This is a genomic window from Massilia agilis, from assembly GCF_024756255.1.
In the GTDB taxonomy this organism is placed as follows: Bacteria; Pseudomonadota; Gammaproteobacteria; order Burkholderiales; family Burkholderiaceae_D; genus Telluria; species Telluria agilis.
Genome location: NZ_JANUHB010000005.1, coordinates 44,248 through 67,789, shown reverse-complemented (window position 1 = coordinate 67,789; position 23,542 = coordinate 44,248). Strand labels below are relative to the sequence as shown.

Here is a 23,542-nt window from a genome sequence, read left to right as displayed (position 1 = left end):
AACGGCAGCCCGGCAATTATATCGACTATGATTCCCGGTAAAATAGTATTTCCTGGCTGACCATTACCAACTCGGTGTTGTTCCAATACAAATACGACCGACCGGGCCCTATGACTCTCACCGAACTCAAATACATCGTTGCCGTGGCGCGTGCCCGGCATTTCGGCCACGCCGCCGAGGCCTGCTTCGTCGCCCAGCCCACGCTGTCGGTTGCGATCAAGAAGCTCGAGGACGAACTGGGGGTGACGCTGTTCGAGCGCGGCGGCTCGGAAGTGTCGGTGACACCAATTGGCGCGCAGATCGTGGCGCAGGCCGAACGCGTGCTGGAGCAGACCGCGGCCATCAAGGAGCTGGCCAAGCAGAACAAGGACCCGCTGGCCGGCCCGCTGCGCCTGGGCGTGATCTACACCATCGCGCCCTACCTGCTGCCGCCACTGGTCAAGACCATGATCGATACGGCCCCGCAGATGCCGCTGATCCTGCAGGAGAATTTCACGGTCAAGCTGATCGAGCAGCTGCGCCAGGGCGAACTGGATGCCGCGATCATGGCCCTGCCCCTGCCCGAGCAGGGCTTGATGGTGCAGCCGCTGTACGACGAACCGTTCGTGGTGGCGGTGCCGAAGAACCACCCGTGGGCCACCCGCAAGGAGATTCCGGCCGAGGACCTGAAGCAGGAAACCATGCTGCTCCTGGGCAGCGGGCACTGCTTCCGCGACCAGGTGCTGGAAGTGTGCCCGGAGATGGCGCGCTTCGCGTCCGGCGGCAACGGCATGCAGCGCACCTTCGAAGGCTCGTCGCTCGAGACGATCCGGCACATGGTGGCCAGCGGCATTGGCCTGACGGTGCTGCCGCGCGCATCGGTACGCGACATGCACGATCCGAACGGGATGATCGCCTTCGTGCCGTTCGCCCCGCCGGTACCGTCGCGCCGCGTGGTCATCGCCTGGCGCAAGAGCTTTACCCGGCGCGCGGCGATCGATGCGATTTGCAAGGCGGTGGGCGAGTGCGAGTTGCCGGGTGTGCAGATGGTGTCGGTGGCGGAAGCTGCGTGACGTAGGGTGGGCTCTCGAGCCCACGCGTTGGGCACGCGGCGCGTAAAACGGCGTGGGCTCAAGAGCCCACCCTACCGGCTGCGCGGAGTACAATCCCTGTCTTCTGCACAACAGTCGATTCACCCCATGAGCAAACTGGCGCTGTATCTCCGCCTGGTCCGTGCCGACAAGCCGATCGGCATCCTCCTCCTCTTGTGGCCGACGCTGTGGGCGTTGTGGATGGCCGCCGGCGGCAAGCCCGATCCACTGTACATCGTCATCTTCGTCGTTGGCACCGCGCTGATGCGCTCGGCCGGCTGCGCGATCAACGACTACGCCGACCGTGACTTCGACCTGCACGTCAAGCGCACCGCCGAACGCCCGCTCACCAGCGGCCGCATCAGGGCGTGGGAAGCGGTGGCGATTGCCGCGGCGCTGTCCGTCATCTCCTTCCTGCTGATCCTGCCCCTGAACGCGCTGACCAAAGAGCTGTCCGTGGTCGCCGTGATCGTGGCCGGCACCTACCCCTATTTCAAGCGCTTCTTCGCCATCCCGCAGGCCTACCTGGGCATCGCGTTCGGCTTCGGCATCCCGATGGCCTTCGCGGCCGTGCAGGGCGAAGTGCCGGCCGTGGCCTGGTGGCTGCTGGTTGCCAATATTTTCTGGGCTGTTGCGTACGATACCGAATACGCGATGGTGGATCGCGATGACGACCTGAAGATCGGCATCAAGACCTCGGCCATCACCTTTGGCCGCTACGACGTGGCCGCCGTGATGCTGTGCTACGCGGCCGCGCTGGGAATCGATCTCGTCTGCGGCTGGCTGCTTGGCCTGCGCTGGTGGTTCGTCGGCGGCATCGCCGTTGCGGCGGCCATGGCGATCTACCACTATTTCCTGATCCGCGACCGCGACCGCATGCGTTGCTTTGCCGCCTTCCGCCACAACAACTGGTTGGGTGCGGCCGTGTTCGCTGGTGTCGCGCTAGACTATGCATTAGGATAATATTGTCCGGAATACACCCCGGTGCGAATTGCAATCACCGGGCCCTGGCATTTAACACAACGAGGCTCTTATGATGGAACGAATCCCCACCCAGACTGGCGCACGCGACCAGCTGATGACCGACCTGAAAACCGTGATCTCCGATGCCGAAGCCTGGCTGCGCCATGGCAGCCAGCTGTCGGGCGAAGAACTGAAGGCCGCCAAGGCCAAGTTCGAGCGCACCCTGGTCAACGCCAAGGACGACCTGATCCGCCTGGAGCAGGCTGCGGTCGAAAAAGCCAAGGTTGCCGCCAAGGCCACCGACGACTACGTGAAGGAAAATCCGTGGAAGGCCGTTGGCCTGGGCGCCGCCGTGGGCGTGGTCATCGGCATGCTCATCGCACGCAAGTAAGATGGCACTCGGGGCGGCGGTAGGCCGCATCGGGGCGACGCTGGTCGCCATGCTGCACACACGGCTGGAACTGGCGGCCGTGGAAGTGCAGGAGGAGGCGCGTCGCCTGTCCGGCTACCTGGCCTGGACGCTGATGGCGGTGCTGCTGGGCGCCGGCGCGGTGCTGTTTGCCGCGCTGTTCGTCGTGCTGCTGTTCTGGGACAGCTACCGCCTGGCCGCCGTGGGCGCGATGGCGGTGCTGCTGGCACTTGCCGGTTTCGTCATCCTGAACCGCGTGCAGGCCAGCTTTGCGGCAAAGCCGGCGCTGTTCGAAGCGACGCGCAAAGAGCTGCGCAACGATCTCGATTTCATCACCGGCGCGGGGCATGCAAGTGAGTAAAGAAGCTGTCTCGCTGGCGCAGCGACGCGCCGAACTGATTGAACTGTGCGCGCTGCAGCGCGGGTTCCTGGCCGAGGAAGTGGCAGCGCTCAAGACGCCTTTCGGCGGCGCGGGCGTTGGCGGCTTTGTCGCCGCGAACAAGCCCGTGGTACTCGCGGTGGCGGGCGTGGCGCTTGGCCTTGCCGTCACGCGGCCCAAGCGCGTGCTGAAGCTGGCCGCTGCCGGCCTGTCGCTGTGGAAGGTGGCGCAGAAGGTGCTGCCGCTGTTGGCACGGCCTGGTTCCCAAGCTTAAGCGGTGCGTCCCGTCTAAAGCTGGTTGAACGCGTGGGCGGCAGAGCCGCCCACCCTACCGGATTTCGTAGGGTGGGCAGATTCTGCCCACGCGTTCAAACCGTGTCGGCGCAGACCGCTCAAGCATCCCTGCCCATCTGTTCCCCCAGCTCGCGGCCACGCGCCGCGGCTGCCTTCACTGCTTCCACAATCGCCTGCTTCACGCCGGCCTGCTCCATGCTCGTGATCGCCGCGTAGGTGGTGCCGCCCTTGGAGGTCACGCGCTCGCGCAGCACCTCGACCGGCTCGCTCGATTGCGCCGCCAGCTGCGCCGCGCCACGGAAGGTTTCGAGCGCCAGCTCCTTGCCCTGCTCGGCCGACAGGCCCAGCTCCAGCGCCGCCTGCTGCATCGCTTCCATGAAGTAGAAAACATACGCCGGTCCGCTGCCCGACACGCCCGTCACCGGGTCGATCAGCGATTCGTCAGCCAGCCACACCGTCTTGCCGACCGCGCGCAGGATGCTGTCGGCCGCTGCCTTCTGCTTCTCGCTCACGCCCGGCATGGCGACCATGCCGGTGACGCCCATGCCCACCAGGGCCGGCGTGTTGGGCATGCAGCGCACGATGGCGCCGTAATCGCCCAGCCAGCGCGACAAATCCGCGCCGCGAATGCCGGCCGCGATCGACAGCACCAGCGGCCGCGATTGCGCCAGCTGCGGCCGCAGCGCCGCGGCCACCTCGCGCATCTGCTGCGGCTTCACGGCCAGCACCACTACTTCGCTTTCGCCCACGCGCGCGCCGATCGTCTCGGCCGTGTTCACACCATACTGCCCATTGAGCCTGTGCAGCGCCTCGCTGTTCGGGTCCACCACCTGGATGTCCGGCCCCGCTGCAAGCCTGCCCACCAGGCCCGCGATAAGCGCGGAGGCCATATTGCCGCCGCCGATAAAACTGATCTTCATTCCTTCACCTTGTTATAGTTGCGCGCGCCGAAAATCGCGCTGCCGACGCGAACGATGGTCGCGCCTTCGGCCACCGCCGCGGCCATGTCGCCCGACATGCCCATCGACAGCGTATCCAGTTCGAGCCCTTCGCCGCGCAGCTGTTCGAGCAGTTCGCGCATGCGCCGGAACGGGGCGTGCTGTTTGTCCGGGTCTTGTTCCGGTTCCGGGATCGCCATCAGCCCGCGCAGGCGCAAATTTGGCAGGCCCGCCACCTGCCGCGCCAGCGCGGGCAAGTCGGCCTCGGTCACGCCGCTCTTGGTCTCTTCGCCGCTGATGTTCACCTGCAGGCAGATGTTGAGCGGCCCCATTTCGGCCGGCCGCTGTTCGGACAACCGCTGCGCGATCTTCAGGCGGTCCACCGTGTGCACCCATGCGAAATGGGTGGCGATGGGCCGCGTCTTGTTGCTCTGGATCGGACCGATGAAGTGCCACTCCAGCGCCACGCCAGGCGCCGCCTGCGCCACGGCCTCGATCTTGTCCAGCGCCTCCTGCAGGTAGTTCTCGCCGAATGCGCGCTGCCCGGCGTCGATCGCTTCGAGCACCGCGTCGGGCCCGAAGGTTTTCGACACGGCCAGCAGGGTCACGCTGTCGGGCGCACGTCCCGCGGCCTGCGCGGCGGCTTTGATTGTGGCGTCAACGTCATGGAGCTTGCTGCTGATTGTGGACATATTCATTAACACGGGGCAATATTCGGGTTTGACGCGCGACTCGCACGGACGCACCAACGGCACAGGGATTATAAATGGACATCGCAGAACTACTCGCCTTCTCGGTCAAGAACAAAGCTTCGGACCTGCACCTGTCGGCCGGCCTGCCGCCGATGATCCGCGTGCACGGCGACGTGCGCCGGATTAACCTGCCGGCGATGGACCACAAAGAGGTCCACGGCATGATCTATGACATCATGAACGACGGCCAGCGCAAGCATTACGAAGAGGTGCTCGAGGCCGACTTCTCGTTCGAGATCCCGGGCCTGGCGCGCTTTCGCGTCAACGCCTTCAACCAGGGCCGTGGCGCGGCAGCGGTGCTGCGTACGATTCCGTCCAAGATCCTGTCGCTGGAAGAGCTGAACGCGCCGAAGATCTTCGCCGACCTCGCGCTCAAGCCGCGCGGCCTGGTGCTGGTCACCGGCCCGACCGGTTCGGGCAAATCGACCACGCTGGCGGCGATGGTCAACCACCTGAACGAAAACGAATACGGCCACATCCTCACGATCGAGGACCCGATCGAATTCGTGCACGAATCGAAGCGCTGCCTGATCAACCAGCGCGAAGTGGGCCCGCACACGCTGTCCTTCAACAACGCGCTGCGTTCGGCGCTGCGCGAAGACCCGGACTGCATTTTGGTGGGCGAGCTGCGCGACCTGGAGACGATCCGCCTGGCGCTGTCGGCGGCGGAAACCGGCCACCTGGTGTTCGGCACGCTGCACACCTCGTCGGCGGCCAAGACGATCGACCGTATCGTGGACGTGTTCCCGGCCGAGGAAAAGGAGATGGTGCGCGCAATGCTGTCCGAATCGCTGCAGGCCGTGATCTCGCAGACCCTGCTCAAGACCAAGGACGGCTCGGGCCGCGTGGCGGCGCACGAGATCATGATCGGCACGCCGGCGATCCGCAACCTGATCCGCGAAGCGAAGATCGCGCAGATGTACTCGGCGATCCAGACCGGCAGCAACGCGGGCATGCAGACGCTCGACCAGAACCTGACCGACCTCGTACGACGCAACGTGATTTCGGCGCAAGCGGCACGCTCGGCCGCCAAGATTCCGGAAAACTTCCCCGGCTAACAAGGACAGCACACGATGGAACGCGACCAGGCTTCAAAATTCATGTTCGACCTGCTGCGCCTGATGGTCACCAAAGGCGGCTCGGACCTGTTCATCACCGCGGGCTTTCCGCCGGCGATGAAAATCGACGGCAAGATGACGCCGGTGTCGAGCCAGGCGCTCACGTCGAACCACACGGCCGACCTGGCGCGCGCCATCATGAACGACAAGCAGGCCGCCAGCTTCGAGCTCTCGCGCGAGGCCAACTTCGCGATCAGCCCGGGCGACCTGGGGCGCTTTCGCGTGTCGGCATTCCAGCAGATGGGCGCGGTGGGCATGGTGCTGCGGGTGATCACGACCACGATCCCCAAGTTCGAGGACCTGGAACTGCCGGAGGTGCTCAAGGAAGTCGTGATGACCAAGCGCGGGCTGGTGATCATGGTCGGCGCCACCGGCTCGGGTAAATCGACCACGCTCGCGGCAATGGTCGGCTACCGCAACGAGAACAGCTACGGCCACATCCTCACCATCGAGGACCCGGTCGAATTCGTCCACCCGCACCGCAACTGCGTGATCACGCAGCGCGAAGTGGGGGTGGACACCGAGAGCTTCGAAGCGGCGCTGAAGAACTCGCTGCGCCAGGCGCCGGACGTGATCCAGATCGGCGAGATCCGCGACCGCGAGACCATGGAGCACGCGATCGCGTTCGCCGAAACCGGCCACCTGTGCCTGGCCACGCTGCACGCCAACAGCGCCAACCAGGCGCTGGACCGCATCATCAACTTCTTCCCGGAAGAGCGCCGCCAGCAGCTATTGATGGACCTGTCGCTCAACCTGAAGGGCCTGATCTCGCAGCGCCTGATTCCGCGCAAGGAAGCCAAGGGCCGCGTGGTGGCGATCGAAATCCTGCTTAACTCGCCACTGATCTCGGACCTGATCTTCAAGGGCGAAGTCCACGAGATCAAGGAGATCATGAAGAAGTCGCGCGAACTGGGCATGCAGACCTTCGACCAGGCGCTGTTCGACCTGTACGAGGCCGACAAAATCACCTACGAGGACGCGTTGCGCAACGCCGACTCCGTGAACGACCTGCGCCTGAACATCAAGCTCAACTCCAAGCACGCGAAAAACAAGGACTTCTCGGCCGGGACCGAGAGCCTGGGGATCGTTTAAGCGGAAGCTACCCGCGCCGACGCGTGCGTGACGCAGGCCTTGTGCACGTTCTCAAGAAAGCGGATCGCTTCGCCTAGCGACAGGCTGGATGGGACGAGCGCGGCGAGTGAGGCGTCGTCGCTGATGCGGTCCACGCCGTACGCGATCGCACGCGACACATCGCGCGCCTGTTTGCCATCGCTGTTGTAGAGCGCGTCGTACACTCCGGCGGCCTCCCACAGCGGCACGAAGCCGGGGCTGGCGCTGTCTTCGAATACGATGGCGGGCTCGGTCTCGTCGTCCTGCGACCAAAGCCGGAACACGGAACTCACGGGCGGTACTCTCTGTTGTTGAAACGGGCTGCATGCTACCACGGCCGCCGGGCCAGCGCCGGCGCCTGGGGTCGTTTGTGCGCTGCGCGCGGCCGGCGGCGAAGCTTGGTATAGTTAAGTCATGAACACCTTCGACTTCCAGGCCAATGCCCTCGATGGCACGCCAACCGAACTGTCGCGCTGGCGCGGCAAGGTACTGCTCATCGTGAATACCGCAAGCGAGTGCGGGTTCACGCCTCAGTACGAGGGGCTGGAAAAGCTGTACCGCGAATTCAAGGATCGCGGGCTGGTGGTGCTCGGGTTTCCCTGCAATCAGTTCGGCAAGCAGGAGCCGGGAACCGAGGCCGAGATTCGCGCGTTCTGCCAGCAGCAGTACCAGGTGAGCTTTCCGCTGTTCGCCAAGGTCGATGTGAACGGGGACACCGCGCACCCGCTGTTCAAGTACCTGAAGCAGCAGGCGCCGGGGGTGCTCGGCACGGAAGGCATCAAGTGGAACTTCACCAAGTTCCTCATCAACAAGGACGGAAGCGTGTTCAAGCGCTATGCGCCGCAGACCAAGCCCGAGGAACTGGCGGGCGATATCGAAGGGCTGCTCGGCAAGTCCTAGAAGTTCAGCAGCGCGCACTCGGCCACTGAAAACACCTTTTCCGTCACGCTGGCGGGCCGGCCGTCGGGTTGGCCGGCGTCTTCCGGGAACGTAACGCCATAGCGCAGCGGCTTTTTCGACAGCAGCACGGCGCGGAAGTACTGCTTGCCGCGACTTTCCGCGATGCTGCACAAGCCCTTGAGGATGAACATCGACGATGGCCGCGCCGTGATCGGATAGGTCACCTCGACCAGTGAATTGTCGGGCGCGCGCCGGATTTCCTCGAAACTCATGTCGAGCTGTTTGCCGTTTTCCACTGGCACATCCTTGGCGCTCAAATGCACCAGGTCGGCGCTGCTCTGGGCAAGGGCAGCGTTGGCCGCCAGTGCGGCCACAACAGCAACAACACTCTTGCGCATGGTGTTCCCTCTTTTCGTTGCAAAGCGACAATGGGATATGCATCCCGGATCGGGATGGCGAAAATATAGCTCAGCAAATCGCACTTGTTCCTGCGTTTTGCAAAGTACCGGAGCGCGAACCTGCGCGTATCAAGCGTCGGGGCTGGTGGTTGAACTTTGGAAATTGATTGCGGTCCAGCTTTGGGGAGCAGGCTGGGTCACCGCTGGTTGGACGCGTGGGGCGAAACTGGGCAATGCCCAGCTGAGCGAGCTGCCCACCCTACCGGTCACCGCCGTCGTCCCGGCGAAAGCCGGGACCCATGCTGAGCGGACCATGACCTGAGGCTTGAACGAGGTCAGCGCTAAGGCAGACCGGTGTTGGGGAAAATAAAAAAGCCCGCGCGCGGCGGGCTTTACCAGGAGGTGAGGCGCTGCTTACTTGGCCGGAGCTGCTTCGGCCTTGGCTTCCTTGGCTTCGGCTTTCTTCTCGGCCTTGGCTGCCTTGGTGGCGTGCTTGGTCTCGGCCTTGGCGGTCACGACGTCCTTCTTGGCTTCCTTGGCGTCGGCTTTGGCTTCCTTGGCGTCGGCCTTGGCTTCCTTGGCTTCGGTCTTGGCGACTTCCTTCGATTCCTTGGCGGTGGTCTTCACGGCAGCCTTGGTCTCTTTGGCCTGGGCCTTGGCCACGTCTTTCGCTTCCTTGGTATCGGCCTTGGCCACGGTTGCAGCTTCCTTGGCTTCAGCCTTGGCGACGGTCTTGTCGTGCTTTGCTTCGGCCTTGACAGCGGCAGCCGGCGCGGTGGTCGGAGCCGGGTTCTGCGCGAAGGCAGCAGTTGCAAACAGACCGGCGATCAGGGTAGCGATAACTTTGTTCATGGTGGCTCCTCGTTTGGTTTGGGTGTCGTGCACATTTGCTGTGTCACTGAGCCAGAAACGGGGCGCCACCTCAGCCTGTTGACGGCCTTTACAAAGCGTTACATCGCTGGCAAATGCTTACAACTGCAATGCCCGGTCCACGAACTCGATCCAGTGCGTGACCGGCGTTTCCGTGCCTGACTGGAGATGCGTCAGGCAGCCAATATTCGCCGAAACGATTTCGTCGGCGCCGGTCGCTTCCAGGTTGGCGAGCTTGCGGTCGCGCAGCTGGTGGGCGATCTCCGGATGCAGCACCGAGTACGTGCCGGCCGAGCCGCAGCACAGGTGGCTCTCTGCGCACAGCACCACGTCCACGCCGACGGCGCGCAGCACGCCCTCGACCTTGCCGCGGATCTGCTGGCCATGCTGCAGCGTGCAGGGCGGGTGGTAGGCCACGCGCTTGCCGATCCTGCCATTCATGCGCGCCGCCAGTTCGGCTTCGAACTGGGGCATGATCTCCGACAGGTCACGGGTCATCTCCGAGATGCGCTTGGCCTTCTCGGCATATGCGCTGTCGTACGCCAGCAGGTGGCCGTACTCCTTCACGGTCACGCCGCAGCCGGAGGCGGTCATCACGATCGCTTCCACCTTGTCCACGTACGGCCACCATGCGTCGATGTTGCGGCGCATGTCGTCAAGGCCGCCCTCCTGGTCGTTCATGTGGTAGCGCACCGCGCCGCAGCAGCCGGCTTTGGGCGCAACGATCAACTGCACGCCGAGCGCATCGAGCACGCGTGCCGTGGCCGCATTGATGTTCGGCGCCATGGCCGGCTGCACGCAGCCGTCCAGCACCAGCATCTTGCGCGCGTGTTCGCTACGCGGCCACTGCCCGCTCGGGCGCACCGGCTGAAGCTTGTCCTGCAGGTCTTCCGACAGCAGCGGACGCACCGCCTGCCCTGCCCTGAATGCGGCCTTGAACAGGCCGGCGCGCGGCAACGCTTCCTTGAGCGTGCTGCGCTTGATGCGCTCGCCCAGCGGACGCGCCACGCGCGCTTCGACCACCTTGCGGCCGATGTCCACCAGCCGGCCGTAACGCACACCGGACGGGCATGTGGTCTCGCAGTTGCGGCAGGTCAGGCACCGGTCCAGGTGCAGCATGGTCTTGTGCGTGGGCTCGGCGCCCTCGAGCACCTGCTTGATCAGGTAGATGCGCCCGCGCGGGCCATCGAGTTCGTCGCCCAGCAACTGGTAGGTCGGGCAGGTGGCGGTGCAAAAGCCGCAGTGCACGCAGGCGCGCAGGATCGATTCGGCCTCGTCGCCTTCGCGCGTGCCCTTGATGAAGTCGGCCAGATTGGTTTGCATGGTTCAGTACATCCGTCCCGGATTGAAGATGTGCGCCGGGTCGAACGCCGCTTTCAGGCGTGCGTGGATCTTCGCCACGGCCGGCGCCAGCGGCTGGAATACGCCAACACTCTTGTCGCCGCCACGGAACAGCGTGGCATGGCCGCCGCAGGCCGCGGCGGTCGCGCGGATCGCCTGCGCGCTCGCCTCGTCCGCCCCCGCGCGCAGCCAGCGCTGGGCGCCGCCCCACTCGATCAGCTGGGAACCACCCAGCACGCTGGTGGTGGACGGCACCGACAGGCGCCACAGCGCGCCCTCGCCCGCAAAAAATGCGTGCTGCTGCTCGCGCAGCGACGCCCAGAACGGATCGGCGTTTTCGACCACCTGGCCACCCAGCGACTTCACCGCCGCGTCCACCGCCGCCTGGGCGCCGGACAGGCGCAGCGTCAGCACGCCGTCGATCCAGCAGCTGGCGGAGATCGGCAGCGGCTGGCCGCCCCACTCGTTCAGCTTGCGCAGGGCCTCGATCTCGCTGATGTCAAAGCGCAGCGTGGTTTCGCGAAACGCGCGCGGCAGCACCTTGACCGACAGCTCGAGCAGCAGGCCGAGCGTGCCGAGCGAGCCGGCCATCAGGCGCGACACGTCGTAGCCGGCCACGTTCTTCATCACCTGCCCGCCGAAGCGCAGCACCTCGCCCTTGCCATCCATGATGGTCGCGCCCAGCACGAAGTCGCGCGCGGCGCCGCTGTTGGCACGGCGCGGTCCGGACAGGCCGGCAGCGATGGCGCCGCCGAAGGTGGCCCCCGCGCCGAAATGCGGCGGCTCGAAAGCGAGCATCTGGTTGCGTTCGGCCAGCACGGCCTCGATCTCGGCCAGCGGGGTGCCGCAGCGCGCGGTAATCACCAGTTCGGTCGGCTCGTAATCGACGATGCCGGTGTGGGCACGCGTGTCGAGGATCTCGCCATCCAGCGTCTGGCCGTACCAGTCCTTGGTGCCGCCGCCACGGATGCGCAAGGCGCGCTTGTTCGCGGCCGCGGCGCACACCTGTTCCTTGAATTGTTCAATCGCCTGCATGTAGTGTTCCAGCTTAGAAGCGCGGCAGGTCCGCGAACGGCAGCACCCCGCCCTTCACGTGCATCTTGCCGAATTCGGCACAACGGTTCTTGGTGGGGATGGCCTTGTCGGGGTTGAGCAGCATCGGCTCGTCGAACGCGCGCTTGACCTCGATGAAGGCGTCGAGCTCTTCGCGCCGGAACTGCACGCACATCGAGTTGATCTTCTCCATGCCCACGCCGTGTTCGCCGGTGATGGTGCCGCCCACTTCCACGCACAGCGCCAGGATCGCCGCGCCGAACGCCTCGGCGCGCTCGAATTCGCCGGGCTGGTTGGCATCGAACAGAATCAGCGGGTGCAGGTTGCCGTCGCCGGCGTGGAACACGTTCGAGCAGCGCAGGCCGAAGGTCGTTTCCATGCGCTCGATCCCGGTCAGCACCTCGGCCAGCTTCTTGCGCGGAATGGTGCCGTCCATGCAGTAGTAGTCCGGCGAGATGCGGCCCGCGGCCGGGAAGGCGTTCTTGCGGCCGGACCAGAAACGCATGCGCTCGGCCTCGTTCTGCGACACCGAGATCGCGGTCGCGCCCGCGCCTTGCAGCACCTCCGTCATGCGCTCGATTTCCTCGCTCACTTCGAGCTCGGTACCGTCGGCCTCGCACAGCAGGATCGCTGCCGCTTCGGTGTCGTAGCCGGCCTTCACGAACGGCTCGACCATGCGCACCGAGGTGCGGTCCATCATCTCCAGCCCGGCCGGGATGATGCCGGCCGCGATCACGCGCGCCACCGCATTGCCGCCGGTGACCACGTCGTCGAACGAGGCCATGATCACGCGCGCCGTGGCCGGCTTGGGCACCAGCTTGACCGTCACCTCGGTCACGATGCCGAGCATGCCTTCCGAGCCGATGAACACGGCCAGCAGGTCCAGGCCCGGCGCGTCCAGCGCTTCGCTGCCCAGTTCAATGATCTCGCCGTCGATGGTGGCCACACGCACGCGCAGCACATTGTGGACCGTGAGGCCGTATTTGAGGCAGTGCACGCCGCCCGAGTTCTCGGCCACGTTGCCGCCGATGGTGCATGCGATCTGCGAGGACGGGTCCGGCGCGTAGTACAGGCCATGCTGCGCGGCCGCGTCGGAAATGGCCAGGTTGCGAACGCCCGGTTGCACCACGGCCGTGCGCGCGTGCGCGTCCACCCGCACGATGCGGTTCAGGCGTGCGGTGGAGATCACCACGCCCTCGGCGATCGGCAGCGCGCCGCCGGACAGGCCGGTGCCGGCGCCGCGCGGCACAATCGGCACGTTCAGCGCGCGGCAGGCGTCCAGCACCGCCAGCACCTGCTCCTCGTTCTCGGGCAGGGTGACGACCATCGGCAGCTGGCGGTAGGCCGCCAGGCCGTCGCACTCGTAGGGACGGGTATCTTCGGGGTCGGACAGCACGCAGCGCGCCGGCAGGCGAGCCTTGAGGGCGGCAGCGACTTCGTCCCGGCGCCCCGTATTGACAGGAAGGGATGCACTCATGCGGAGATTGTAGGCACAATATTGTCGTTTTGTCGTATCCTCGGCCTATCTTTTTTTCAAGTGTGACATAACCATGGGCAATCGACTTTCAAAAATCGCCACCCGCACGGGCGACGATGGCACTACCGGACTGGGCGATGGCAGCCGCACCGGCAAGGACAGCGTGCGCATCCACGCGCTGGGCGAGGTCGACGAGCTCAATTCCTTCGTCGGCCTGCTGCTGTGCGAGGACATGCCGGGCGCGCTGCGCGAGGAGCTGGTCACGATCCAGCACGACCTGTTCGACCTGGGCGGCGAACTGTGCATCCCGGGCTACCAGCTGATCACCGAGGACCACGTGGCACGGCTGGACGACCTGCTCGAGAAATACAACGCCGACCTGCCGATCCTGAAGGAGTTCATTTTGCCGGCGGGCTCGCGCGCGGCCTCGCTGGCGCACGTGTGCCGCACGGTGTGCCGGCGGGCCGAGCGCGCCATCGTGGCGTTGGCGCACAGCGAGACCATCAACGCCTACCCGCGCCAATACGTCAACCGCCTGTCGGACCTGATGTTCGTGCTGGCGCGCGTGCTCAACCGCTTTGCCGGCGGCAGCGACGTGCTGTGGCAGCACGACCGCAAGCGCTGACCTTCCCGCGCGCATGACGGCCGGCGAAACCTTCGAGGTCCGCTTTCGCGCCGGCGGCAGGCGCCGCGCGGGCAATCCCTACCAGTTCAACGGCAAGGGCTCGGTCACGATCGAGCCTGATTTCCTGGTCCTCTCCGGCACGCGCTACCGCAACCTGCGCGCCTCGGAACCGGAAGAACACCGGCTGAAGATGGTCGATATCGTCAACGTGCGCAGCGACGGCAAGGAAGTGGAATTCGAGGTCGTCGGCGTGGAGCGCGACCAGACCGTGGCCTTCGATGTGCCGGACGAGGTGAACGCGTGGCGCATCTTCGAGCTGCTGCCGGTGCGCCAGACCGAGGAATTCAGAATCGCGCAGGCGGACCGCGAGACCTTCCACGACCGGATCGACCACTGGACCCCGCGTACGCCCGTCATCTGGGCGCTGCTGGCGATGAACATCCTGGTGTTCGTGCTGATGTCGCTCAGTTCTTCCGGCGACGGCTCGGCGGCTGCGGAGTCGATGAAGCTGGTGCGCTGGGGCTCGAACGCCGGTCCGCTCACCCTGCACGGTCAGCCGTGGCGGCTGGTGACATCGATGTTCGTGCACGGAGGGCTGCTGCACATTCTGTTCAACATGTTCGCGCTGTGGCAGGTTGGCCGCCTGGTCGAGCGCATGTTCGGCAGCGCGCGCTTCCTGGCGCTGTACATGATCGCCGGCGTATGCGGCAGCCTGGCCAGCGTGCTCTGGAATCCGCACGTGAACAGCGTTGGCGCATCGGGCGCGATCTTCGGCATCATCGGCGGGCTGCTCGCCTTCATGCAGCGGCCCGACAGCGGCGTGCCGGCCACGATCGTGAAGGACCTGCGCGGTTCGCTCGGCGGCTTTTTGATGTTCAACATCGCCGCCGGCCTGGTGTACCCGCATACCGACAACGCGGCCCACATCGGCGGGCTGGCCGGTGGCTATCTTGCGGGCCTGCTGCTGGCGCGTTCGTTGTACGTGCCCGGCCAGCGCCCGTAGGGTGGGCAGGTCTTCCTGCCCACGCGTTCAGAGAACAGCGCCGCAGCCACTCAAGGTGTCGTTGAACGCGTGGGCGGGAAACCCGCCCACCCTACGCCGCCAGCGCGGCCTCCTTGCGCCGCTTGGAGCGATACATGCACTGGTCGGCGGCGTGCAGCAATTCCTCGGCCGTCTGGCCATGATCGGGACACCGCGCCGCGCCAACGCTCGCGGTCACGCGCACGACCTCGCCGCCGAAAGCGATCGGCTCTCCGATGGCGGCGCGCAGCGCCGCGCTCAGTCGCTCGATGGTCAGCTCGGCCTGCCCGGCCGCGAGCGGCAGCGCCACCACGAATTCGTCGCCCCCCAGCCTGCCGGCCAGGTCCGACGCCCGGATGGCGCCGCGCACGCGGTCGGCCACGCGGCGCAGCACGTAGTCGCCGGCGGCGTGGCCGTGGCGGTCATTGACCGGCTTGAAGTCATCCAGGTCGAGGAACAGCACCGCTACCGTGGATCCGTCGTCGCGCTGGGCCAGCAGTTCGCCAAGGCGCCGCAGGAAGCGCACACGGTTGGGCAGGCCGGTCAGCGCGTCGTGCTCGGACAGGTGCTCGCTCTGGCGCTTGGCTTCCTCTTCGAGCTCGAGGTCGCGCTTGAGCGCATTCTTGAGCAGGAAGGCCTGGCGCGAGAAGTGTTCGCGCATGTGCAGCGAGAACAGGCCGATGAAGTTGGCGCCGATCAGGAAGAAGCAGTTCTGCACCACGATGACCCAGTCGCCGCGCTCGGCCATGTGCTGGTAGCCCAGCGCCAGCGCCAGATAGCTCAGGGTCAGCGCCAGCCCGGTCAGGCTGGCGTGCAGCACGCGCAGGTAAGTGGCGCCGTACAGCGCCATCGAGACCAGCAGCAAGCCCGCATAGTAGGTGCTCCAGCCCGGATCGTCGGGGCGGGTGAGCATGATGATCGCCTCGATCCCCAGCCCCCACATCAGATAGGTCAGGCAGGTGAGCATGGCATAGCGTCGCACGAAGGTCTCGCGCGACAAGCGTGTGGCAAGCGAGGTGGCGGCGGTCACGCACAGCACCACTGCCCTGATCGCCCAGGCCGCGGCCACATTGCTCGGCACCGCCATCAGGTCGAGCACCGCGAAGCAGCTGTACAGCACCGCGCACAGCAAGGCCGTGCGCTGGAATGCGACAATTTTCTGCGTCGCGAGATCGGCCTGGTAGGCCGCCTCGAGTGCAGGCTCGAAATGGCCCCGCGACCCGGTAAGGTCTTGCACAATGTACACGTATATTTGCCAAACTGAAATATCAGTCTTCCAGCGTAACCGAAGCCCGTGAATGTGCCAATTGTGACTTAACGCAACGTAACGTTTCCGCTACAAAATATGTATTGAATTACACAAATGACAACGCCGGGCGAGCCCGGCGTCGTCATTCAAGGCGGGACCGGCAGGTCAGCTGTTGTTGACCACCAGGCGCGGCTCGGCAATGCCGACGCGCTCGCGGATCGACGCCGCGATGCCTTTCGCGTCCAGGCCGACGGAGGCCAGCAGCAGGCCCGGGTCGCCGTGGTCGATGAACCTGTCGGGCAGGCCGAGGTGGATCATCGGCTTGGCGATGCCTTCGGCGGCCAGCGCCTCGGCCACTGCGGAGCCGGCGCCGCCCATGATGCAGCCCTCCTCCACCGTGACCAGGTAGTCGTGCTCCCGGGCCAGCTGCTTGACCAGCTCGACGTCGAGCGGCTTCACGAAGCGCATGTTGGCCACCGTCGCATTCAGCTCGCCGGCAGCAGCCAGGCTCGGCGCGACCATCGAACCGAAGGCCAGGATCGCGATGCCCTTGCCCTGGCGGCGGATCTCGCCCTTGCCGATCTCGATCGAGGTCAGCTCCTGCTGCACCTGCGCGCCCACGCCGGTGCCGCGCGGGTAACGCACCGCGGCCGGGCCCGGGTAGTGGTAGGCCGTGGTGAGCATCTGGCGGCACTCGTTCTCGTCCGACGGCGCCATCACCACCATGTTGGGAATGCAGCGCAGGTAGGCCATGTCGTAATTGCCGGCGTGGGTTGCGCCGTCGGCGCCGACCAGGCCCGCGCGGTCCAGCGCAAAGGTCACGTCCAGGTTCTGCAGCGCCACGTCGTGGATCAGCTGGTCGTAGGCGCGCTGCAAAAAGGTCGAGTAGATCGCCACCACCGGCTTCATGCCTTCCGCCGCCAGGCCCGCGCCAAAGGTCACCGAATGCTGCTCGGCGATGCCCACGTCAAAATAGCGGTTCGGGAACTGCTGGTGGAACTTCACCATGCCCGAGCCTTCGCGCATGGCCGGCGTGATGCCGACCAGCTTCTTGTCCACCGCCGCCATGTCGCACAGCCAGTTGCCGAACACTTCAGTGTAGGTGATCTTGGACGGCGCGGCGGCCGGCTTGATGCCTTCGGTCGGGTTGAACTTGCCGGTGCCGTGGTACAGGATCGGTTCGGCCTCGGCCAGCTTGTAGCCCTGGCCCTTCTTGGTCACCACGTGCAGGAACTGCGGCCCCTTGAGCTGCTTGATGTTTTCCAGCGTCGGGATCAGCGATTCGAGGTCGTGGCCGTCGATCGGGCCGATGTAGTTGAAGCCGAATTCTTCGAACATCGTGGCCGGCACCACCATGCCCTTGGCGTGCTCTTCCAGCCGTTTGGCCAGCTCGCGCATCGGGGCCGGCAGCACGGTCTTGCCGACGTTCTTGGCGGCTGCGTAGAACTTGCCCGACATGAGGCGCGCCAGGTAGCGGTTCAGTGCGCCCACCGGCGGCGAGATCGACATGTCGTTGTCGTTCAGGATGACCAGCAGGTTGACGTCGTCCTCGACGCCCGCGTTGTTCAGCGCCTCGAACGCCATGCCGGCGGTCATGGAGCCGTCGCCGATCACGGCGATCGCATGGCGGTGCTCGCCCTTGAGCTTGGCCGCCTGGGCCATGCCCAGCGCCGCCGAAATCGAGGTGGACGAGTGCGCGGTACCGAAGGTGTCGTATTCGCTTTCGTCGCGCTTGGGGAAGCCGGACAGGCCGTTCAGCTGGCGCAGCGAGGGCATGCGCTCGCGCCGCCCGGTCAGGATCTTGTGCGAGTAGGTCTGGTGGCCCACGTCCCACACGATGCGGTCGTGCGGGGTGTTGAACACGTAGTGCAGCGCGATGGTCAGCTCCACCGTGCCCAGGTTCGACGACAGGTGGCCGCCGGTCTTGGAGACGGAATCGAGCAGGAAGCTGCGCAGCTCGTGCGCCAGCGGCGTGAGCTGCGTACGCGGCAGCTTGCGCAGGTCGGCGGGATCGTTGATGGTCTCTAGCAGTTTCATTTAGGCCTTCCGCTGCACGATGAGGTCCGCGAGTTCGCGCAGCCGCAGTGCTTGTTCTCCGAACGGCGCCAGCGCTTCATGCGCATCGCGCCGCAGTTGTTCGGCCAGGGCCCGCGAGGGCTCAAGGCCAAGGATCGACACATAGGTCGGCTTGTTGTCGGCCGCGTCCTTGCCGGCGGTTTTGCCCAGCGTGGCCGAATCGGCCGTCGCATCCAGTACGTCGTCCACCACCTGGAACGCGAGGCCAATCGCTTTCGAATACGCGGCCAGCGCATCCAGTTCATGCGGCGCCAGCTCGCGCCCGGCCAGCGCGCCCAGCACCACCGATGCGCGCAGCAGTGCACCGGTTTTCAGCTGGTGCATGCGCTCCAGTTGTTCGAGCGTGAGCGCATGGCCCACGCTGGAAAGGTCAATCGCCTGCCCGCCGCACATGCCGGCGGAGCCAGCCGCTTCGGCCAACAAGCGCAGCATCGCCACCACCTGTTTCGGCGGCAGCGTGTCGGTCTCGGCCAGCACCTGGAAGGCCTGCGACTGCAGCGCGTCGCCCACCAGCAGCGCGGTCGCCTCGTCATAGGCCACGTGCACCGTCGGCTTGCCGCGCCGCAGATCGTCGTCGTCCATGCACGGCATGTCGTCGTGCACCAGCGAATAGGCGTGGATCATCTCGACCGCGCAGGCGGCCCGCGCCAGCGCGCGCGCATCGGCGCCGAACAGCGCGCCGCTGGCATACACCAGCAGCGGGCGCACGCGCTTGCCGCCGCCCAGCGTGGTGTAGCGCATGGCCTCGTGCAGCTTGTGCGGCACCGTGCCGGCATCGGGCAGGTACGCGCCGAGTGCCTGCTCGACCTCGTCCTGCACACCCTTCATCCAGTCGCCGAAAGGAACCGTCATTGCGCGCCCTCGCCCGCCGCGTCGGCCGCAAACGGCTTGAGCATGTCGCCCTCCAGCACCTTGACCTGCGATTCGACCTTGTCCAGCTGGGCCGCACAGTACTTGACCAGCTCGGAGCCGCGCGCATAGGCGGCCACCGACGCTTCCAGCGGCAGCTGGCCGGATTCCATTTGACTCACGAGCTGGGCCAGCTCGGCCATCGCCTGCTCGAACGATTCCGGCGGCGACGAGGGTGTGTTATTTGACATAGTTTTCTTTTATTCAACGACCGGCCCGCCGTAGTGCAACTTGTGCGCCACTGGACAGTCTAATCGCGTATTTTAGAACAATCCAACCACTCGGGTGGCGAATCGCGTGTCGCGTCACCATCGTGTCAGTGCGTCCACAATGTAACGGGAGCCCTTCCCCGACTCATGAAAACGATGCCGTTCAGGCAATATCTTTCACCCTGCCTGCCACAATCTCGCGCCGACCCATTACGGTAGGGCTTGTTAGACGGTATAATCGCCGGTTCTGTTCCGAAATACCGTATTACGAAGCCGAATACTGGTCTTAGGATTTTCTCTTCTTTGGCTCGCTCTTATATAAGGGGGGTTGGGATGTCCGATCTGGCGACCCAGGCGAAGCTTGCGCGTTCGTGCGCGCAGCTTCCGGTAAATGTCTATTTTGACGACGCGCTGCAAAAGCGCGAAATGCAGGAGTTGTTTCTCAAGGGCCCGCGCTACGTCGGGCACGAACTCATGGTTCCGGAAGTCGGCGACTTCCACACGCTGGCATCGGAAAAGGAAGGCCGCATGCTGGTGCGCAACGCAACCGGCATCGAAGTGCTGTCCAACGTCTGCCGTCACCGCCAGGCGGTGATGTTCAACGGCCGCGGCAATGCCGACAACATCGTCTGCCCGCTGCACCGCTGGACCTATGACCTGAAGGGTGAACTGATCGGCGCGCCGCATTTCGAGCACACGCCGTGCCTGAACCTGTCCAAGACGCCGCTGCAAAGCTGGAACGGCATGCTGTTCGAGCAGAACGGCTACAACGTGATGGACAAGCTGTCCAAGCTGTCGGTCACCAAGGACCTCGATTTTTCCGGCTTCATGCTCGACCACGTCGAGGTGCACGACTGCGACTACAACTGGAAGACCTTCATCGAGGTGTACCTCGAGGACTACCATGTCGAGCCGTTCCACCCGGGCCTGGGCAACTTCGTCACCTGCGACGACCTGCGCTGGGAGTTCGGCGAAGACTACAGCGTGCAGACGGTGGGCGTGAACGCCGGCCTGAAACGCTTTGGCTCGGCCAAATACAAGAAGTGGCAGGAAGAGGTGCTCAAGTTCAGCAACGGCGTGCCGCCCAAGTTCGGCGCGATCTGGCTGACGCTGTACCCCAACATCATGGTCGAGTGGTACCCGAACGTGCTGGTGGTCTCGACCCTGTGGCCGGACGGCCCGCAGAAGACCCGCAACGTGGTCGAGTTCTACTACCCCGAAGAGATCGTGCTGTTCGAGCGCGAATTCGTCGAGGCCGAGCGCGCCGCGTACATGGAAACCTGCATCGAGGACGACGAGATCGGCCTGCGCATGGATGCCGGCCGCAAGATCCTGATGGAGCGCGGCACCAACGAAGTGGGCCCCTACCAGTCGCCGATGGAAGACGGCATGCAGCACTTCCACGAGTGGTACCGGAGCCGGATTGCCCTGTAAGTACCTGTAGCACCTTCAAACCGCGGCTCGAATGGGCCGCGGTTTTGTTTTATAACCCCACGCTGTACATATGCCTTCTCTCTGGATGCTGTTTGCCAGCTTTGCCTTCGCCGCCATGGGCGCGGCGGTCAAGCTGGCCTCCGCCACCTTCTCCACCTCCGAACTGCTGATGTACCGCGGCCTGATCGGCTCGGTCATCCTGTTCGCCTCGCTGCGCGCCCACGGCGGCACGCTGCGCACCGCCTTCCCCAGGGAGCACATCTGGCGCAGCATCGTCGGCGTGACCTCGCTGTGGCTGTGGTTCTTCGCGATCGGCGCGCTGCCGCTGGCCACCGCCGTCACGCTCAACTACACCGCGCCGATCTGGATCGCGGTCTGGATGTTCGCGCTGGGCTGGTGGCACGGCAAAAAGCACGTCGAGTGGCCGCTGGCAGTCGCGGTGGCGATGAGCTTTGTCGGCGTGACGCTGGTGCTGCGGCCGGCCGTACAAACCAACCAGTGGCTCGGCGGCCTGGCCGGCGTGGCCTCGTCGGTGATCTCGGCGATGGCCTACATGCAGGTGCGCCGCCTGGGCCAGATGGGCGAGCCGGAATACCGCGTGGTGTTCTACTTCTCGCTCACCACCGCCATCGCCGGTTTCTTCCTGAGCCTGGCCACGCCGGATGCGAACGGCGTCAGCTTCCACGCCTTCACGCCACGCCTGGCGGCGCTGGTGCTGGCCATCGGCGTGTCGGCCCTGCTGGCGCAGATGGCGATGACGCGCGCCTACCGCGTGGGCAAGGTGCTGGTGGTGGCCAACCTGCAATACACCGGCATCGTGTTCTCCAGCCTGTGGGGCATGGCGCTGTGGGGTGACCGCTTCGACTGGCACGTGTGGCTGGGCATGGGCGTGATCCTCGCCTCCGGCATCGCCGCGACGTTCTACAATACGAAGAGCGCGCCACGCGGCGCGACCTCCATCGAGACCGATCCGATTGCAGCCGAAACCTGAGGAGCATCATGTACACCACGCTGATTCCCGCCGCTGAACTGGCACGCCACATCGACGACCCCAACTGGGTGGTAGTGGACTGCCGCCACGACCTCGTCAACCTGGATGCCGGCCGCGAAGGCTATGCCGTCGCCCACCTGCCCCACGCCGTGTTTGCCGACATGGAGAACGAACTGTCCGGCGCCAAGCGCGCAGCTGACGGCGCCTTCCGCGGCCGCCATCCGCTGCCGGAGCGCGAGGCGTTCATCGAGACCTTGCGCGGCTGGGGCGTGAACGAGGGCACGCAAGTGGTCGCCTACGACGCGCACGGCGGCATGTTCGCCGCGCGCCTGTGGTGGCTGCTGCGCTGGATCGGCCACGAGGCGGTGGCGGTGCTGGACGGTGGCATGGCCGCGTGGCAGGCACAAGGGCTGCCGCTGTCCGCCGAGGTGGACACCAAGCCGCGCGGCGCGATCGCAGCGCGCGCGCCGCTGGTGGCCACCGTGGACGCAAGCCAGGTGCTGGCCAACATCGGCGGCGGTGCTCGTGTGGTGGTGGATGCCCGCTCGCCCGACCGCTTCCGCGGCGAGAACGAGACCATCGATCCGGTGGGCGGGCATATCCCGGGAGCGAAGAACCGCTTCTTCAAGGACAACCTGGGCGCGGACGGGCGCTTCAAGGATGCGGCGCAGCTCAAGTCGGAGTGGTCCGCCGTCGTGGACGATCCGGCCAAGGCGATCATGCAATGCGGGTCCGGGGTGACCGCGTGCCACAACCTGCTGGCACTCGAAGTGGCCGGCCTGCGCGGGGCGGCGCTGTATCCGGGGTCGTGGAGCGAATGGTGCGCGGACGCGTCGCGCCCTGTGGCGACCGGCGGCTGACCAGGCGTGTGCCGGCTTGCCGTCAGTGGCTGAAGAGCCAGAGGTCCAGGCCAAGGCCGTCGAAGACGGTCAGCGCGGCCGCCGCCAGGACCAGCAGCGCCAGCATCCATGCGACGAAACGCACCGGATTGGCGCGGATTGCGCCCAGTACCTGATCGAACCTGTTCATGACTTCTCCTCGTCGGCCACACCCAAGTATGGCCGGCGCGTGCGCACTGTCAACGGCGCAGCGCAAGCTTTGGGCGATCAGTGCCCGCGTGTGAGGAACAGTACGATCAGCACGCCCAGCCCGATCAGGAACACCTGCGGCACCGACTCGCGCACGGTGGCACGGCGCTGCATCTGCGGCATCAGGTCGCTGACGGCGATGTAGATGAAGCCCGAGGACGCGAACACCAGCACGTACGGAATCAGGCTGCTGGCGCGGTCCAGCGTGAAGTAGCCGAGCAGGCCGCCGGCCACCGCCATCAGGCTGCACAGCAGGTTGAACACGTAGGCCCGCAGGCGCGAAAAACCGGCGTTGAGCATCACGATGAAGTCGCCGATCTCCTGCGGGATTTCATGCGCGACGATGGCCAGGCCCGTGACGATGCCCAGCTGCGGATTGGCCAGGAAGGCCGCCGCGATCAGGATCCCGTCGGTGAAGTTGTGCATGCCGTCGCCGACCAGGATCATCCACCCCGCCTTGCCCGCCTCGCGCGCGTCGTGCCCGTGCGCGTGATGGTGGCCGTCGCCCTCGTGATGGTGCGAGTGGCGCAGCACCGCCAGCTTTTCCAGCATGAAGAACGCCAGCAGGCCCGCAAGCAGCGTGGCGAACAGGCTGCGCGGGTCGGCATTCGATTCGAACGCCTCGGGCAGCGCGTGCAGCAGCGAGGTGGACAGCATGATCCCCACCGACAGGCTGACCATGCGCTCGACTACCTTGGACAGCAGCGTGAACGAGAAGATGGCGGCGGCGGTGATGCTGACGGCGCCGGCGAACAGTGTCGCTAGCAGGATGGAGATGAGGATCGGGTCGATTTGTTAGCCTCTTGTTCTTGGTCGTGCAGTGCTGCAGCCCAGCATTGTACCGCCGCCGGGCCGCAGCCGTGCGCCG

At 65.6% G+C, this 23,542-nt stretch carries 27 protein-coding genes; 13 read left to right on the top strand and 14 right to left on the bottom strand.

The window, feature by feature from the left end:
* Window positions 1-110: 110 nt before the first annotated feature.
* The 5 genes from NX774_RS19025 to NX774_RS19005 all read left to right on the top strand — a co-directional run bounded on the left by NX774_RS19025 (window position 111) and on the right by NX774_RS19005 (window position 3,095).
* Window positions 111-1,052 (top strand): hydrogen peroxide-inducible genes activator, encoded by a 942-nt coding sequence (locus NX774_RS19025; RefSeq protein ID WP_258823853.1) that lies wholly within the window; start codon window positions 111-113, stop codon window positions 1,050-1,052.
* A gap of 126 nt (window positions 1,053-1,178) precedes the next feature.
* Entirely contained in the window at window positions 1,179-2,033 is an 855-nt protein-coding gene (gene ubiA, locus NX774_RS19020) for a 4-hydroxybenzoate octaprenyltransferase (protein WP_258823852.1), read from the top strand.
* 70 nt (window positions 2,034-2,103) lie between these two features.
* Window positions 2,104-2,424: an ElaB/YgaM/YqjD family protein gene (locus NX774_RS19015; protein ID WP_258823851.1), complete on the top strand. Its 321-nt coding sequence runs from the start codon at window positions 2,104-2,106 to the stop codon at window positions 2,422-2,424.
* 1 nt (window position 2,425) lies between these two features.
* Window positions 2,426-2,803 carry a phage holin family protein gene (locus NX774_RS19010; protein ID WP_258823850.1) on the top strand — a complete coding sequence of 126 codons (378 nt, stop codon included), beginning with the start codon at window positions 2,426-2,428 and terminating at the stop codon, window positions 2,801-2,803.
* On the top strand, window positions 2,796-3,095 hold the full coding sequence (locus NX774_RS19005; RefSeq protein WP_258823849.1) for a hypothetical protein: 300 nt from the start codon (window positions 2,796-2,798) through the stop codon (window positions 3,093-3,095). The genes NX774_RS19010 and NX774_RS19005 overlap by 8 nt, the downstream gene beginning before the upstream one ends.
* A 118-nt stretch (window positions 3,096-3,213) precedes the next feature.
* Here NX774_RS19005 and proC read toward each other — a convergent pair whose 3' ends face one another.
* Together proC and NX774_RS18995 are read right to left on the bottom strand one after the other, a co-directional pair.
* On the bottom strand, window positions 3,214-4,035 hold the full coding sequence (proC, locus tag NX774_RS19000; RefSeq protein ID WP_258823848.1) for a pyrroline-5-carboxylate reductase: 822 nt from the start codon (window positions 4,033-4,035) through the stop codon (window positions 3,214-3,216).
* Window positions 4,032-4,745, bottom strand: a complete 714-nt coding sequence (locus NX774_RS18995) for a YggS family pyridoxal phosphate-dependent enzyme (protein WP_258823847.1) — start codon at window positions 4,743-4,745, stop codon at window positions 4,032-4,034. Before NX774_RS18995 ends, proC begins: the two co-directional genes overlap by 4 nt.
* A 74-nt stretch (window positions 4,746-4,819) precedes the next feature.
* Between NX774_RS18995 and NX774_RS18990 the strand changes: the two genes are divergently transcribed.
* A complete protein-coding gene (locus NX774_RS18990; protein WP_258823846.1) occupies window positions 4,820-5,863 on the top strand; it encodes a type IV pilus twitching motility protein PilT in 1,044 nt (347 codons plus the stop codon).
* A 15-nt stretch (window positions 5,864-5,878) separates the two neighbouring features.
* Window positions 5,879-7,015, top strand: a complete 1,137-nt coding sequence (locus NX774_RS18985) for a PilT/PilU family type 4a pilus ATPase (RefSeq protein WP_258823845.1) — start codon at window positions 5,879-5,881, stop codon at window positions 7,013-7,015.
* Here NX774_RS18985 and NX774_RS18980 read toward each other — a convergent pair.
* Window positions 7,012-7,326, bottom strand: coding sequence for a hypothetical protein (locus tag NX774_RS18980; RefSeq protein WP_258823844.1), 315 nt, complete (start codon window positions 7,324-7,326; stop codon window positions 7,012-7,014). The two genes, NX774_RS18985 and NX774_RS18980, sit on opposite strands and share 4 nt — an antisense overlap.
* A gap of 121 nt (window positions 7,327-7,447) precedes the next feature.
* Between NX774_RS18980 and NX774_RS18975 the strand changes: the two genes are divergently transcribed.
* Window positions 7,448-7,933, top strand: coding sequence for a glutathione peroxidase (locus NX774_RS18975; protein ID WP_258823843.1), 486 nt, complete (start codon window positions 7,448-7,450; stop codon window positions 7,931-7,933).
* Here the strand turns inward: NX774_RS18975 and NX774_RS18970 are convergent.
* The 5 genes from NX774_RS18970 to NX774_RS18950 form a co-directional block, all read right to left on the bottom strand.
* Complete coding sequence (locus NX774_RS18970) at window positions 7,930-8,331, bottom strand: hypothetical protein (protein ID WP_258823842.1); 402 nt, start codon at window positions 8,329-8,331, stop codon at window positions 7,930-7,932. The two genes, NX774_RS18975 and NX774_RS18970, sit on opposite strands and share 4 nt — an antisense overlap.
* 414 nt (window positions 8,332-8,745) lie before the next feature.
* Window positions 8,746-9,183 carry a hypothetical protein gene (locus tag NX774_RS18965; RefSeq protein WP_258823841.1) on the bottom strand — a complete coding sequence of 146 codons (438 nt, stop codon included), beginning with the start codon at window positions 9,181-9,183 and terminating at the stop codon, window positions 8,746-8,748.
* Window positions 9,184-9,300: 117 nt separating this feature from the next.
* Window positions 9,301-10,524, bottom strand: coding sequence for a glycolate oxidase subunit GlcF (gene glcF, locus NX774_RS18960; RefSeq protein WP_258823840.1), 1,224 nt, complete (start codon window positions 10,522-10,524; stop codon window positions 9,301-9,303).
* Window positions 10,525-10,527: 3 nt separating this feature from the next.
* Window positions 10,528-11,577, bottom strand: a complete 1,050-nt coding sequence (glcE, locus tag NX774_RS18955; RefSeq protein ID WP_258823839.1) for a glycolate oxidase subunit GlcE — start codon at window positions 11,575-11,577, stop codon at window positions 10,528-10,530.
* 13 nt (window positions 11,578-11,590) lie between these two features.
* Window positions 11,591-13,072, bottom strand: coding sequence for an FAD-linked oxidase C-terminal domain-containing protein (locus NX774_RS18950; protein WP_258823838.1), 1,482 nt, complete (start codon window positions 13,070-13,072; stop codon window positions 11,591-11,593).
* A gap of 73 nt (window positions 13,073-13,145) precedes the next feature.
* On the opposite strand from NX774_RS18950, the gene NX774_RS18945 reads away from it, so the two are divergent.
* Window positions 13,146-13,697, top strand: a complete 552-nt coding sequence (locus tag NX774_RS18945) for a cob(I)yrinic acid a,c-diamide adenosyltransferase (protein WP_258823837.1) — start codon at window positions 13,146-13,148, stop codon at window positions 13,695-13,697.
* 13 nt (window positions 13,698-13,710) lie between these two features.
* Window positions 13,711-14,700 carry a rhomboid family intramembrane serine protease gene (locus NX774_RS18940; RefSeq protein WP_258823836.1) on the top strand — a complete coding sequence of 330 codons (990 nt, stop codon included), beginning with the start codon at window positions 13,711-13,713 and terminating at the stop codon, window positions 14,698-14,700.
* Window positions 14,701-14,791: 91 nt separating this feature from the next.
* Here NX774_RS18940 and NX774_RS23510 read toward each other — a convergent pair whose 3' ends face one another.
* The 4 genes from NX774_RS23510 to NX774_RS18920 all read right to left on the bottom strand — a co-directional run bounded on the left by NX774_RS23510 (window position 14,792) and on the right by NX774_RS18920 (window position 19,143).
* Entirely contained in the window at window positions 14,792-15,955 is a 1,164-nt protein-coding gene (locus NX774_RS23510; protein WP_258823835.1) for a diguanylate cyclase domain-containing protein, read from the bottom strand.
* Between the two features lie 177 nt (window positions 15,956-16,132).
* A complete protein-coding gene (gene dxs, locus NX774_RS18930) occupies window positions 16,133-18,004 on the bottom strand; it encodes a 1-deoxy-D-xylulose-5-phosphate synthase (RefSeq protein WP_258823834.1) in 1,872 nt (623 codons plus the stop codon).
* Window positions 18,005-18,895: a polyprenyl synthetase family protein gene (locus tag NX774_RS18925; protein WP_258823833.1), complete on the bottom strand. Its 891-nt coding sequence runs from the start codon at window positions 18,893-18,895 to the stop codon at window positions 18,005-18,007.
* Window positions 18,892-19,143 (bottom strand): exodeoxyribonuclease VII small subunit, encoded by a 252-nt coding sequence (locus NX774_RS18920; protein WP_258823832.1) that lies wholly within the window; start codon window positions 19,141-19,143, stop codon window positions 18,892-18,894. The genes NX774_RS18925 and NX774_RS18920 overlap by 4 nt, the downstream gene beginning before the upstream one ends.
* A 351-nt stretch (window positions 19,144-19,494) precedes the next feature.
* Here NX774_RS18920 and NX774_RS18915 point away from each other — a divergent pair, with 351 nt between their 5' ends.
* From NX774_RS18915 to NX774_RS18905, 3 genes are all read left to right on the top strand, one after another.
* Window positions 19,495-20,595, top strand: coding sequence for an aromatic ring-hydroxylating oxygenase subunit alpha (locus NX774_RS18915; RefSeq protein ID WP_258823831.1), 1,101 nt, complete (start codon window positions 19,495-19,497; stop codon window positions 20,593-20,595).
* A gap of 70 nt (window positions 20,596-20,665) precedes the next feature.
* Window positions 20,666-21,586, top strand: a complete 921-nt coding sequence (locus tag NX774_RS18910) for a DMT family transporter (RefSeq protein ID WP_258823830.1) — start codon at window positions 20,666-20,668, stop codon at window positions 21,584-21,586.
* A gap of 8 nt (window positions 21,587-21,594) precedes the next feature.
* Entirely contained in the window at window positions 21,595-22,446 is an 852-nt protein-coding gene (locus tag NX774_RS18905) for a sulfurtransferase (RefSeq protein WP_258823829.1), read from the top strand.
* Window positions 22,447-22,468: 22 nt separating this feature from the next.
* Here NX774_RS18905 and NX774_RS18900 read toward each other — a convergent pair whose 3' ends face one another.
* Entirely contained in the window at window positions 22,469-22,615 is a 147-nt protein-coding gene (locus NX774_RS18900; RefSeq protein ID WP_258823828.1) for a hypothetical protein, read from the bottom strand.
* A gap of 77 nt (window positions 22,616-22,692) precedes the next feature.
* Window positions 22,693-23,355, bottom strand: a complete 663-nt coding sequence (locus NX774_RS18895; protein WP_258823827.1) for a ZIP family metal transporter — start codon at window positions 23,353-23,355, stop codon at window positions 22,693-22,695.
* Between the last annotated feature and the right edge of the window lie 187 nt (window positions 23,356-23,542).